Raw genomic sequence first — 13,104 nt, forward strand, 5'->3', positions numbered from 1 at the left:
TCAATGAGAAAGAACAAAGCCAAACTCCTTCCACATCGCTCAGATGCACGCTTGGCATCATTAATCGCCACACAAATACTACCAACCCTAACTGGAATCAACTCAATACTAGATATTGGTTGCGGAGATGGCATTGTTGGCGATCTAATACCTAAAGAATGCAACTATCGAGGAATTGATCTCAGCAATGCATCAATTTACAAGCAAAACACAGAAGATCCGAGGATAATCTATAGCCAGCCGGACTATCTAAAGACGACACTTCAACGAAGCAAAAAAGCAGACGCTGTTTTAATGCTTGACGTACTTGAACATACTCCTAAGTTCACAGAATTATTTGAATTCTCCCTGCCACAAGCGAACAATTATGTCCTAGTAAGCTTGCCCAACGAACTTTTTCTGGCCGACCGTTTAAACTTCATGCTTGGCAAAGAACATCCTGCACACTCGCTAGATCTAATAAAATTACCCGTGGGATTCAAGCATCAGTATTTGATTAACACTACCAAAGCGCGACATATTCTTAGCGAAATATCCAAAAAGCATGGCTTCGTTTTAAAAGAGGAATGGCACAGGCCACTGAGAGCCAAAAACAAGCTTTTCCAGCCTAGCCTCTGGCTTATAAGACAAGTTAGCTCATACCAACTATGGAGCATGGGAAGTGTCTTCATCTTTGAGAAGATAGAGCCATGAAAAAACAATCACTACGCGAGCATTTCACTTTCATAGATGGATATAGGAAGCCCTCTATGGAGCCTCATTTCAATAAACTATCACCAAGTTTAAACAAGCCCAAACAACGTATGAAGAATATAAGCCGATGACACTAGGGCCACCTCCCATCAAAAAAGGGGTACTTCATCTCTTCAGTGGGGCACTGGCTGGAAGAGGAGCTAACTTTCTACTTAATCTTATTATCAGCAGAATATTAGGCCCAAACGGTCTTGGACTCTTTGGATTGATACTTAGCAGCAGCCAAGCCTTCGAAATCGCCGCTAGAGGCGGAGTTGACTATGGTTTACAATGCAAATTGAGTGAAAAAGATAACATAAATCCTGAAAGTGATACCAAAGTAGCGATACGCTACGTGGAGCTTGTCACTCCTATTCTGCTGGTATTTCTTTTTATTTGGGTTATTCCTTTCAAGGGACTTCTGCCAAATACACTTACAATATCACGGGCTACATTAACATTATTTTTGCTACTCATTTGTGTCTTTGAAAGCTTAGGCGGTCTGTCCTGGGATCTTTTTATTGTTCATGGCCAGACTCGCTTGGTAGCACTTAGGCAAGGATTTTTTGCTCCTTTAAAACTCCTTTCAGCAGCAGTAGGAGCTGGTTTGTATGGAGTGAGTGGAGCCTTAATCGGTTACGGAATGATGAGCGGCGCACAAACAGCCTGGCTCCGAAACCGCTGCAGATCATTTTGGAAGCCTGAACTTCTCCAAAAGACGTCCTGGAGGCAAATGTGGCAGCTAGTTAAAAGTGGACTCCCCTTATATGGAACAAACGCACTGAATTCATTGGTCTTTCTTCCATTACTCGCAGAAGTGGCAAATAGTGCAGCAATCACAGATGTGGGATACTTACGAATAGGGCAACTGATGGTTCAGATTTTTAACATGTTGCCTGGAGCATTAGCGCCATTGCTCTTTCTCAAACTACGATATTTAGAAAACGACCAAATCCGCACCCAAAACTCAGAATCACCTCTCAGATTGATTTGGTCTATAGGCCTACTGAGCTTACTCATTTATCTATGTGTAGACCGTCGGTTAATAAGCCTGGCCTTCGGAAACGAATTTCTTCCATCGCTTCTACCAACACGTCTTTTGGCCTTAGCAGCAGTACTCGACTCTGTTGGTCAAATGCTTCACACACCTCTTTTGGCTAGCCAAAGGACAGGTATTTTCACATTCAGTCAGAATGGATCCTCTCTCGTTGCAGCCTTGCTGGGATGGTGGCTAATACCTCAATATGGGTTGCAGGGATATCTCATCGCTAAAATCAGCTATTCCTGGCTTCCCATCCTGATTTATACAATAGAAGCATGGCAAAGGTATATAAATCCCAAAAGGATTTTAATTCTTATGGGAGCAAGTATAGTCATCACTCCACTATGTTGGCTAAATCAACCATCGCCGACAATTATACTGCCTATGATTATTATAGTACTGGGAATTACACTAAGGGAACTAAAGCAGTTAAACATGCAACCTGAAGGCAATCCATGAGTGTTAAAATATTGTTTTTAACTGACGACCGAGAAGACTATCTTGCAGATTCTCTGCTTCATGGAATCCGACAATTGAATGATGCTGAACTAGTTGACTATCCTCGTAAAGAGTGCCTATATCAAGCCAAAACCAATAAATCTTCCGAAACGCTGAGAGGGAACGGATTTACACTCTATGGCCTTCTAGAAGAGCCAAAGCCAGAGCCGTTTCGCGGCCGGATTTGGAGTCGTTTAGAGGAAGGCTATTTTGATGCCGTCATCTTTTCAAATTTATGGAGGCAGTGGGGATTAGCACTTCAGTGGAAATCACTCATTGAAAAACAAACTCTTATTTTTCTTGATGGCGATGACGATGAACGTCATTACCCAAACAGCGGAAGTCGTTACAGATTGTTTGGATTCGGAACTGCGATGAGAGGACTTTTGGGACAGTCAACGACTCATATCTTCAAGCGAGAATGGACGAAAAAAACACGCTTTAATCCAAATTCTGTAAAGATGCACAAAATCGCATTTGCAATTCCTGAAGAAAAGATTCTTTCAAAGCCTATCTCCAAGCAAAGTACATTTCCCGTCCACATCGTAGATAAAGAAGTAGCCGAGCGAGTTGGAGGTCAGACTAGTTACGCTTTTAAGCTAGAACACAACTATCGCACGAACTTATCCGAAGCACGTTTTGGGATCACATGTCGAAGAGGAGGTTGGGATTGTCTACGCCATTATGAAATTGCAGCCGCGGGCACTATTCCTTGCTTTCGCAATTTAAAGGAGAAACCGATCCAATGCGCCCCCCATGGCCTCCAAGACGGATACAACTGCATTGCATATAGTGATGCAGACGATTTACTGGAAAGGATAAATATTTTACCTCCAGATCAAGAGTACACGATGCAACACAAAGCACTTGATTGGGCTCGAAGTAATAGCACGCGTCAACGAGCCATTGAAGTGCTGCAACAAGCAGGTTTGAACTGTCAATCATGAGCTTGAGGATCACCCATGCCATTCCTGTGTATGCGCCGGCATGGCACTTCGGTGGCCCAGTACGGAGCGTGAGCAGACTGTGTGAAGGTCTAGCTGCTGAAGGACACCAAGTTAAGGTGATCACAACCAACGCTGGTTTGCGAGGCCTGCCACACAACCAATTGGGACGGCCTGTCTTGCTCAATGGTGTTGAAGTGACGTACTACCCGGTGGACCGACCCGAAGGGACGATTCAGTCAAAAGCTCTCGAAAATGCTCTTCCTCAAATTTTCAAGAAAGTCGATCTTATTCATCTCAGTGCCATTTGGCAGCCATTGGGAATTTCGATTCAGCGCCAAGCATGGAAACAAAAGATTCCATTGATTCACAGCCTACGTGGTGCACTTGGGCCCTACTCCCGCAGGCAGAAATGGTGGAAAAAATATCCTTATTACCTCTTACGAGAGCGTCCTTGGTTGCAACGAACGACGGCTCTACACGTGACAACGCGCCAGGAAGAGCGTGAACTGGATGGTCTCGGACTGCGCTCTCCCCGTATGCTACTGCCCAATCCAGTAGACCTTGCTGAACTTAAGCTCAATTCAAAAGCGAGGGTGGCCTTTCGGACCAAATATGGGATCAGTTTGGAGACGCCCTTGCTACTGATCTGCGGCCGCCAGCATCACAAAAAAGGACTCGATCTCCTCCCTCCGATACTTAGCGAGCTAAGAAATTACTCTTGGCAGCTTTTATTGGTTGGCCAAGATGATGACGGCAGCGGTACAGCCCTATTGCAGGCCCTCACGCTATCAGGGCTAAGCAATAGAGTTCGCAGCCTGGGGATACAACCCTCCTCAGAATTGGGTTCCATTTACAACGCATCCGATCTGCTGTTATTACCCAGCCGCCACGAAAACTTTGGCAACGTAGTCATTGAGTCCTTGGCCTGCGGTTGTGCAATAGCAGTTAGCGACAAAACTGGTGTCGCTGAAGATTTACAGATAGGAGCTCCCCCTGGATTCGGTAGCGTCATGCCACGAGAAAGCGGCATCTGGAAGTCTTGGCTGGCGAGCTGGCTTGACGATCCACAGCGTGCTGGACCTGAGGTGGCTGCTTGGGCAGCTCAGGGGTACAGCATCGAAGCCGTCACTAGACGGGCACTAGAGATCTACCAGTCAATCATCCAGACTTCTGGTGATCTGAACTGAATGAGCAGGACTCATACGTGAATCTGTGAAAAACCAGAACCTGCGAGAACAGACCTCAACTACACCCTCGATTGCTGCGGTGGTCTTATGCCTCAACGAAGCTGTCAACCTTCCACGAGCACTGGCCTCTCTGACATGGTGTGATGAACTACTCGTTGTGGATTCAGGCAGCACCGATGGCAGCCAGCAAGTGGCGATCCAAGCAGCCGCCATGGTGGTGGAACATCGCCAACTGGGTCGGTTCTTGATCACCGAACAACGTAACTGGGCTCTGAAGGAGGGAGGACTTCGCAGCCAGTGGGTGTTATTTCTTGATGCCGACGAAGAAATCTCTAATGAGTGTCGACAAGCGATCCAGCATGCAATCGGACAGAGGGGTGCACCTGACGGATTTGAACTGACACCGCGCTACTGGTTCATGGGCCGCTGGCTGAAACACACGCAGGGGTATCCCAACTGGCATCCACGACTGGTTCAACGAGAAAAACTGTTCTTTGAAGGTGGTGTCTGGGAAAGCTTTGCTGCCGGAGGCAAAGTGGGTCGCATCACCGCTCCCTACGAACACTATGCCTTTAGTAAAGGCATGGATGACTGGCTAGAGCGACACATTCGCTATGCAAAATGGGAGGCAGATCAGATCTGGGCCTACCTACGAAAGAATGATCATGAAGCCTTTAAAACCAAGCGCAAACTCCGTCTAAGAACCCTAAGCACCCGACTTTGGCCAGCAAGACCACTGCTGCGATTTCTGCAGAAATATGTCTTTCAAGGCGGCTTCCGCGAAGGCTGGCAAGGCCTTCTGTTTGCACTGATGATGGCTTTTTATGACCTGATTACGGTCATAAAAGTGATCGAAAAGAAACGCTCCGTAGCAGGTCAAACTCTGTGACCAAACGAGGCCGTCGACTGCTTCTAGTAAGTGAGCATTTTCAACCCAGAACTAGTGCAACCGCTCAGCTGATGACTGATCTCGCTAACGATCTTGTGGGATTTGGCTGGAGGGTGACCGTGGTTACCGCAACGCCTGATCAGGAAACACCCTCGCCATCAAAGGCAACGGAGGTTGTCCGTCTAAAGAAAACCCACACCAAGCAAAGCAGGAATGGAGTCTTTTCCAAAGCACTGCGCGGCGTGCACTTTTTAATCAGCAGTCTGACTTGGTGTCTAGTTCGGGGCCGGCAAGGCGATGTCATTCTGATCGTATCCAACCCACCCTTCATTGGCCTGCTCGGGCCCCTTTTACGCACGCTGAAGGGATTGCCCTACGTCTTTTTATTCCAAGATTTATTTCCCCAAACAGCCGTAATCAGCGGATTGCTTCCACCATCAAGCCCAGTCACAAATACCTTGCGCTGGCTGATGAGCTTGGTATGTAGGAATTCAGCCAGCACGATCGTGCTGAGTGACGCCATGCGCCAACAATTGATTCGTGATCTCGGTCAACGCACACCAATTGCAGTTATACACAATTGGGCTGTGGAACAAGCGCATGCCTTACCCCGCTCTGTAAACCCCTTCGCGGCAGAACACGGCTTTCAAGATTGTTTCACGGTTCAATACTCAGGAAATTTTGGGCGCCTACACGACCTCAAAACACTCTTAGATACTGCCAGCATCCTGATTAAACATCCGGTGCAATTCGTATTCATCGGAGGAGGAGCAAAGCAGTCTCAGATCGATGCATCTTGCGAGATCAATGCGCTAACTAACATCTTGCGGCTTCCCTACCAACCCAGAGGCAAATTGCCATACAGTCTGGGGGCATGCGATCTGGCAGCCATCAGCCTCATGCCTGGGGCTGAAAACAGCATGGCCCCCTGCAAGTTCTATGGAATTTTGGCCAGTGGACGAGGAGTTGTTGTAGTTGCCAGGCGGAACTGTGATTTGGCCCAGATCGTGCTCAACGCAGGTATTGGTGTGGTGGTGGAACCAGGTGAAAGTGCGGCACTTGCCGAGGAACTGCTGCAGCTCAGCAAACAGCCTGAAAGGGTTAAAGCGATGGGCGACAGGGCCAGGTCTTTGTATACAGAACGCTTTGGTCGCGAGCGTTCGGTCATGGCTTACGCACACCTATTAGAGCAACTCCAATGATCCTGTTGCTGAGCTTCGACGTTCGCCGCAGAGGTGGCATCGAGCGCCTGACCTTGCAGGTACAGAACAGCCTGGAATCCACGGGTCACAAGGTGCAACTTCTCACGCCCAAACGACTGGGGCCCGGCTGTTTAGGACGTCAACTTGGACGCATGTGGTTTCTACTGCAGCTGCTGCCAGCCTTATGGCGAAGCAAGCAGGTGCTCAGCATGCACGTGCTGATGCTGAAGCCTTTGCACTGGCTGAAATGGTGCCGAAGGCGAGATCAAGATCTCCTCTGCTGGGTTCACGGCATTGAGGTTTGGGGTCGCAATCGGACGGCACAGAGCCGAGCACTGAGTCGCTGCCGGAAACTGCTTGCCAGTAGCAGGTTCACCAGAGAGCAACTGGCATGCATTCCATGCCCTATCAGCGTGGTACACCCGATGGCAGATCTAATCGATCCGGCCACACCTCCTGCGCCACTACCAGCCACTCTCACATTGCTCACGGTGGCGCGTATGAGCCTTGCCGAGAGCTACAAGGGTCATCGGCTAATCGTGGAAGCTCTGGATGAGTTAAATCGCCAGAGTGAGCTGAAGAATGGATTGGTATGGGAAGTAATTGGTGAAGGCGACGAGCGACCGAAGCTGATGCAACGCGTGGCGGACCTTGGCCTGGAACCCTGGGTGCAATTTCATGGCCCCCTCTCCGACAAAGCACTTCAAGCCGCTTTTGCTAGGTCCAGCATCTTCCTCATGCCGAGTTTCTTTTCCATCAATGAACGCGGAGAAGCGAGCGGTGAAGGGTTCGGAATCGTTTACTTGGAGGCGGCCTTAGCTGGGCGGGCCTCCATTGCCTGCGAAGTAGGCGGTCAAAGCGATTTAATACGCCACGGTGAAACCGGCTGGCTGATTCCTCCTGAATCAGCAGCGCTTGTGCAGGTTCTTCGTGAACTGATTCACACTCCTAACCTCGCCGTAAAACGAGGCCGCCAAGCCAGGGCCCATGCTCTAGAGCACTTCTCTGCCCAACGCTTCAACTGTCAGCTCCAGGAAGCCCTGAGGATCTGACATGTGTGGATTGTTTGGCGCGCTGGGTTATCCGGCCATCAACACTGAGGCTGTGTTGAGAGCCCTTGAGGGACGAGGGCCTGATGACCGTGGCTGCTGGCGCGAGAGTGGGCGCAGCGATGGCCTCGAACTCCTTCACACTCGACTTGCGATCCAAGACTGCTCACCTTTAGGCCATCAGCCAATGGTGGCTAGCGATAGCGGCCTTGTGCTGGTATTTAACGGTGAGATCTACAACCAGCAGGAGCTCCGAAGCCAGCTGGTGCAGGAGGGGTATCCATTCCGCTCTCACTGCGACACAGAAGTGTTGCTGCAGGGTTTCCAACATTGGGGCCAAGACGTATGGGCCCGACTGAATGGCATTTTTGCGGCGGCCTGCTGGGAGACCCGCAGCCGGCGGTTAACCCTGGCGCGCGATCGCTTTGGGGTAAAACCACTGCTCTGGAAACGAGATCGTGATGGCCGCTGCGCCTTCGCCTCAGAACTCAGTGCCCTTCAGGCCTCGGGTTGTATGGGAGCAGCCCGAATCCATCACCACGCACTTACGAGTTACCTGCTGTGGGGTGCAATCGCCGGTCCACTCAGCCTGATTGAGGGTATTGAAAGCCTCCCAGCAGGACATACCGCTGTAAGAGAACAAGGTGGGCAATGGAGTGTGCAACCTTTCACAACGCAAGCGCCTATCTCACCTAAACCACAAAACTGGACTCTGGCGAGTGCTACAACAGCCGTGGGGGAGGCATTGGAATTGGCCGTCGCACGCCAAAGCATCGGCGACCATCCCGTTGGGATGTATCTAAGCGGGGGCCTCGACTCAGGTCTTCTGGCGGCAACCCTGCAACGACATCAGTCCAAGCCAGTGCAAAGCGTTTCCATCGGCTTTCAAAGTCTGAAAGGGGCTCTAGATGAATCTGAACGCGCCGCCGTCACTGCCAGTCATCTTGGACTGAAGCACCAGACACTACGAATCGGAATCGCTGATCTCGACAATTCATTCGATGCATTTATCAAGGCGATCGACCAACCCAGCATCGATGGATTCAACACGTTTCTGGTCACAAAAGCTGCGCGTGATCAGGGCATACGTGTGGCATTTTCAGGTTTAGGCGCCGATGAACTATTTGGAGGATATCCCCACATGCTGAAGGGCTCGCTGAAGGCAGCCAATAAGGCAAGGCATATTCGACTACATGGACTAACCAATCACCAAATAAGAACCTTGGAACGCGAGCGGCTCGAAAGAGCCGGATTGGAAAACATGGAGGACATTGCCTGCCAGCAAGCCTGCAGCCGATTGGAACTGGCGGGTTACCTACAAGACACTTTGCTGCGTGATGGCGATGTCACAACGATGACCCAGGGGCTGGAACTCAGGGTACCCTTCCTTGATCAAGATCTTGTGGACTTAGCGCTAGAAATTCCACAACATCTGCATCAGATCGAAGGAAACAAAACATTACTTAGACGCCTAGCTGAGCCGTTACTGCCAGCGGCCGTGCTGAAGGCCCCCAAACAAGGCTTCAATCTTTCATTGGCATCTTGGCTACTTCAGCACCCACGTTTCCACCCCCTTCGGATTAACTCAATCCTCCAGAAAACACTGGCAGTACATGACTTACACATACCACGAAGGATGATTGCCTTATGCTGGATAATAATGAAAGCCACTGGGCGAATAGCGCCCTATTGGCGCTGGGTGGTGTTAGCGGAATGGCTGGAGCAAAAATCAACCTAATGAACTAAAGGCTCAGTTTTAGGAAGCCATGATCAGTAGGAAAAGGATCTGAATTGCAAGTGGTTCTTTTTCACTTGGATTGGTGTAACGCAGCAACTACAGCTTGAGCCAAATCTTCAGGTTTCGGCAACGAAGTCAAGGGTGCTTTAACAAAACCAGCAGGATAACGAATTGCCAGATTACGCATAGCAGATGCTAATGCCGCCGCATCTCCAGATGGAAAAACACTGGAACCAGCAGGGAGATCGTCACGATTCAATAAAAGGTCTCGAACACAACCTGGATGGTCTGAGGCAAGAACGGCAAGACCAAACTGAAGAGCTTCATTGACAACTAGACCCCAGGTCTCACCTTGAGAGGATGGAAAAACTAAAACATCTCCAATGGTATAACCCTCGCCTAACTCACATTGATTACGGAAACCAAGGAAACGGCAACGTTCCTTAAGAATAGATCTGGCATTACTTTCGAAGCAAGATCTCAACGGTCCGTCTCCCATCGCAATAAGCCAAAAGCGACGTCGGAGGCTCTCAGGAAGTTCATTTAGGGCCTCGATAAGAAGAAGTGGATTTTTAACCTCCGTCATCTTGGCGCTCCAGAGCAACACTAGATCAGTTGGACCAATTCCAAACTCGCGTCGTAACATGACACGATGGGGGGCCCATTGCCTCACCTGGTCTGCGAAAAAAGTAGTGTCAACTGCGTAGCTCACAGGATAACGACGATGAGAAGGGACACCGAGTCGGGAAAAATGATCGTTAGAGTCAGAGCCGATTGGAAACACAACATCGAACTGGCGATACCAAAAACTCAGCAAAATGTCCTTAAGGTAGTTCTTAAAGAAACTACGAAAGAAAGCTCGATCAGTTCCATCCGCGCGGAGCATTAAACGCACTCCTGACTGACGTAAAAGCAATGTTGTAATAGTAATAAAAATAGGGGTATAAGCAAAGATGAGAACTCGATCAGGCTTGAAGTTGTGGATCAACTGGCAGGAACGCTTGGCACAAGACCAAGCGGTCGAAGGCCGTGAGAGAGCAGAAAGCGGTAGTTCACTAGAAAACACATGGGGAAAACCATCGGTAAGAGCGGAGTCCCAAGCGAAATCGATACCGAAATCAGGGTCGTGGCTTACCCTAACTCCGTGATCGCAGCCGAAAACGACCAACAAATCAAGACTCGGATCATTGGCTAGTGCCTCAAATACAGGCTGAAAGTACTGGACAGGATGCGTAATCAATACAGCAAGCCGCTTACGACAATGTCGAGAAAAAATCATTGCTGACATAACCATGGCGCGATCTGTCGCGCAGCAACATTATGACCATCTGAATTCCAATGACCGTGCCCTGAATTATCAGAGAAACCGTGCAAGTAAAATATTGCAGAAGCTTCATCCACAGCATGCTGCAATAAGGGTCCAAGAGATAGGTAAGAAATTTGGGAAGAAGTAAGAAGATTTGCCAAACGTTTTTCCTGCAGGAACACTGAAGAAGATCTCTCACTCGCAATAGGCCAGACTTGATCTGGACTGGTAGTGCTGACGACCAGAAACCGTGCGCCAGTCACATTCACTTCTTGGTACAACTTATTAATCAGAGCTTCTGTCAAATTCCATGCTTCGGAAGAAGCTGGAAGGGGCGGAGAAGGGGGGGAAGATGTAGAACTTGATCGGAACGTAAATGATTCGCGCCGAAGAGCTGCGAAACGATTCTTTGATTCATTCAAAAGCTGCAAAGTACGGCTGTGGTTGATAAGGTTATCAAGCAAAAGACCGAAAATTGAAGTTCGAAAACGATAACTACTAGATAATTTGAAACTATTGTCTTGTTCTAAATTACCATCTACGGAAAACTTGAAATAAGGACGGTCATCGCGAGCAATAGGTTCATTATCACTAAAATCATTACCAGGATAAACAGCAAGGATCACTAGATCTGGACGAAACTTGCTGGCGAGATAGCGCCAGGTCAAAAGAGACTGACCTGTGCCATACCCACCAACGCCAAAGTTCAGAATCTCAGCTTTTCGTCCCTCCAGCAGAGAGCAATCATTTAAGCTATTTAGCTGCTTCTGCAAAACTTTCACCCACGTCTCATTCTCATTGACTTGAAGGGCCTCGGTAAAAGAGTCACCAAGCACAGCAATTCGGAAAACACCATCGGCTGGACTCCTAGAAGGAAGAGAACCACGAAAACCAGCTGAATTGATAGCCACAATTGAATGACCCTCACGGGAATAAATTCCGCGGGCATTCGGACGTAGACCGTAACCACGTTGAGCATCTACAATGTAAAAAGCAGGGTGGTGTATACTCAATGCCCGCAAACTTATCTCAACAAAAACAAGAGAAACTAAACCTGCACCAAAAAATAAGAAAATATTAGAAAGTGAACGAGAGAAGCGCATCTGTTACTCTTCAGCGAGAAATTGCAATCGGCTGAGCACCCTCAGCTTTTAGAACTAAACGAACGGTACGCAAAAGGATTAGAAGGTCAAGGAAAAAACCAGCATTACGTACATAATAAAGATCAAAACTCAACTTCATCCTCGAATCTTCCACACTAGCTCCATAAGGGTAATTGACCTGAGCCCAACCACTAAGTCCAGGACGAATCCAATGACGAATACGATAATGAGGAAGCTTAATTTCCAGTTCTTTTTCCAACTCAGGTCTCTCAGGCCTTGGACCAATTAAACTGAGCTTACCAGAGAGAACAGAAAACAACTGAGGTAATTCATCTATCCTTAAACGACGCATTAAACCTCCAAAGAAGGTAGTTCTAGAATCATTTATCGCGGCCCACTGGATACCGTCGGATTCTGCATTTTCTCGCATACTTCGGAATTTCCAAATCCTAAGACGTTCACCATAAAGACCAGTTCGAATTTGTGAATAAAAAATTGAACCGCCGTCTTCAAGCCTAACAATAGCCATTGCAAATAACATAAGGGGAAAGGTCAGAATAATTAAAATCGATGCCCCCAAAACATCAAAAAGGCGCTTCAAACGCCATGCAAGGCGTCCAGGCTGAATGCTGAAACCATCAGCGTCAATAAACCAACGCTGATCAATCAATTCAGGTGGTACACGATGCAAAACAATTTCACACCAATCAACAAGAGAGCGAATCTGTAAACCTTGACCTCGCAATGCAAGCAAAGATTCCACTGCATCTTCGTTCAAGTTAACCTGACTACTGATCGCGACTGTCACATCAACCAACTCAGAACTAATCATGCCAGTTTTTAAGAACAAAGACTCAAAATTCTCAGAACTGAACAAGGAAGGCGTAGAAGAAGAAAGAACATTAGAACAGTTCAACTCACCCTCTAATATTTGTCGTTCATAGTCGGACAACACAAGCAACCATTTTTGGAATCTTCTACGTTTACGACGAACCAATATCTGACCAGAAATAGACAGAATTGATGCTATAGCTAACAAAGGGATCAAGAAGCCACGAAAACGGGTTCCTGCATCAATCACCACAAAAAACCAGCTATGGAAAACAAATAAAGCCAGGACCAAGGCAACAACAACACCCAAACGTAAATATTTCGAGTCCCGCCAACCTGTTATCGGCCGTCCTGAATAGCGACCTAATAGATACGAAGAACAGATCCATACCAGTAGCAACACAGCAAGCCCATTTGCAAAGCCAGGCCAATCTCCTAGGCGGCGCCAATAGACGAAGTTATAACTCATCGCTACAGAAATCAGGTCCCATAACGCCAAACCAACCAAAGCAAGGCGTTCCTGCATCCAGGGAGCTCTCCATAGCATACGGAATCTATCAAGTAGTCAGCTTCTACAATA

11 protein-coding genes are annotated in these 13,104 nt (G+C 48.2%); 8 read left to right on the forward strand and 3 right to left on the reverse strand.

The window, feature by feature from the left end:
- Positions 1–3 precede the first annotated feature (3 nt).
- The 8 genes from SIB42_RS01985 to asnB all read left to right on the forward strand — a co-directional run bounded on the left by SIB42_RS01985 (position 4) and on the right by asnB (position 9,284).
- Complete coding sequence (locus SIB42_RS01985; protein WP_067093268.1) at positions 4–693, forward strand: class I SAM-dependent methyltransferase; 690 nt, start codon at positions 4–6, stop codon at positions 691–693.
- A 127-nt stretch (positions 694–820) separates the two neighbouring features.
- Positions 821–2,233, forward strand: a complete 1,413-nt coding sequence (locus SIB42_RS01990; protein WP_067093269.1) for a lipopolysaccharide biosynthesis protein — start codon at positions 821–823, stop codon at positions 2,231–2,233.
- Positions 2,230–3,219: a hypothetical protein gene (locus tag SIB42_RS01995; RefSeq protein WP_067093270.1), complete on the forward strand. Its 990-nt coding sequence runs from the start codon at positions 2,230–2,232 to the stop codon at positions 3,217–3,219. Before SIB42_RS01990 ends, SIB42_RS01995 begins: the two co-directional genes overlap by 4 nt.
- Positions 3,216–4,406, forward strand: coding sequence for a glycosyltransferase (locus SIB42_RS02000; protein WP_067093271.1), 1,191 nt, complete (start codon positions 3,216–3,218; stop codon positions 4,404–4,406). The genes SIB42_RS01995 and SIB42_RS02000 overlap by 4 nt, the downstream gene beginning before the upstream one ends.
- A 25-nt stretch (positions 4,407–4,431) precedes the next feature.
- The gene (locus SIB42_RS02005; protein WP_231856339.1) at positions 4,432–5,295 is read left to right on the forward strand and encodes a glycosyltransferase family 2 protein; all 864 of its coding nucleotides are present in this window, start codon (positions 4,432–4,434) and stop codon (positions 5,293–5,295) included.
- On the forward strand, positions 5,292–6,497 hold the full coding sequence (locus tag SIB42_RS02010; RefSeq protein ID WP_067093272.1) for a glycosyltransferase family 4 protein: 1,206 nt from the start codon (positions 5,292–5,294) through the stop codon (positions 6,495–6,497). The genes SIB42_RS02005 and SIB42_RS02010 overlap by 4 nt, the downstream gene beginning before the upstream one ends.
- Before the next feature lie 5 nt (positions 6,498–6,502).
- Positions 6,503–7,549, forward strand: coding sequence for a glycosyltransferase family 4 protein (locus SIB42_RS02015; RefSeq protein ID WP_231856341.1), 1,047 nt, complete (start codon positions 6,503–6,505; stop codon positions 7,547–7,549).
- Between the two features lies 1 nt (position 7,550).
- Positions 7,551–9,284: an asparagine synthase (glutamine-hydrolyzing) gene (asnB, locus tag SIB42_RS02020; protein WP_067093274.1), complete on the forward strand. Its 1,734-nt coding sequence runs from the start codon at positions 7,551–7,553 to the stop codon at positions 9,282–9,284.
- A 70-nt stretch (positions 9,285–9,354) separates the two neighbouring features.
- On the opposite strand, the gene SIB42_RS02025 is transcribed toward asnB, so the two are convergent.
- Genes SIB42_RS02025 through SIB42_RS02035 form a run of 3 tightly spaced genes read right to left on the reverse strand, consistent with a single transcriptional unit; the run spans position 9,355 to position 13,050 of the window.
- Positions 9,355–10,578, reverse strand: a complete 1,224-nt coding sequence (locus SIB42_RS02025) for a glycosyltransferase family 4 protein (RefSeq protein ID WP_231856342.1) — start codon at positions 10,576–10,578, stop codon at positions 9,355–9,357.
- A complete protein-coding gene (locus SIB42_RS02030; RefSeq protein WP_156485132.1) occupies positions 10,560–11,693 on the reverse strand; it encodes an SGNH/GDSL hydrolase family protein in 1,134 nt (377 codons plus the stop codon). Before SIB42_RS02030 ends, SIB42_RS02025 begins: the two co-directional genes overlap by 19 nt.
- Positions 11,694–11,703: 10 nt before the next feature.
- Positions 11,704–13,050 (reverse strand): sugar transferase, encoded by a 1,347-nt coding sequence (locus SIB42_RS02035; RefSeq protein WP_067093277.1) that lies wholly within the window; start codon positions 13,048–13,050, stop codon positions 11,704–11,706.
- Positions 13,051–13,104: the final 54 nt, after the last annotated feature.

It is taken from the genome of Synechococcus sp. MIT S9508, assembly GCF_047303045.1.
GTDB lineage: Bacteria > Cyanobacteriota > Cyanobacteriia > PCC-6307 > Cyanobiaceae > Synechococcus_C.

What these genes read in the sequence shown, in the direction of transcription:
- asnB (WP_067093274.1), top strand. Translation starts at nt 7,551, where the DNA reads ATGTGTGGATTGTTTGGCGCGCTGGGTTATCCGGCCATCAACACTGAG.
- SIB42_RS01985 (WP_067093268.1), top strand. Translation starts at nt 4, where the DNA reads ATGAGAAAGAACAAAGCCAAACTCCTTCCACATCGCTCAGATGCACGC.
- SIB42_RS02000 (WP_067093271.1), top strand. Translation starts at nt 3,216, where the DNA reads ATGAGCTTGAGGATCACCCATGCCATTCCTGTGTATGCGCCGGCATGG.
- SIB42_RS01995 (WP_067093270.1), top strand. Translation starts at nt 2,230, where the DNA reads ATGAGTGTTAAAATATTGTTTTTAACTGACGACCGAGAAGACTATCTT.
- SIB42_RS02035 (WP_067093277.1), bottom strand. Translation starts at nt 13,050, where the DNA reads ATGCAGGAACGCCTTGCTTTGGTTGGTTTGGCGTTATGGGACCTGATT.
- SIB42_RS02030 (WP_156485132.1), bottom strand. Translation starts at nt 11,693, where the DNA reads ATGCGCTTCTCTCGTTCACTTTCTAATATTTTCTTATTTTTTGGTGCA.
- SIB42_RS01990 (WP_067093269.1), top strand. Translation starts at nt 821, where the DNA reads ATGACACTAGGGCCACCTCCCATCAAAAAAGGGGTACTTCATCTCTTC.
- SIB42_RS02025 (WP_231856342.1), bottom strand. Translation starts at nt 10,578, where the DNA reads ATGGTTATGTCAGCAATGATTTTTTCTCGACATTGTCGTAAGCGGCTT.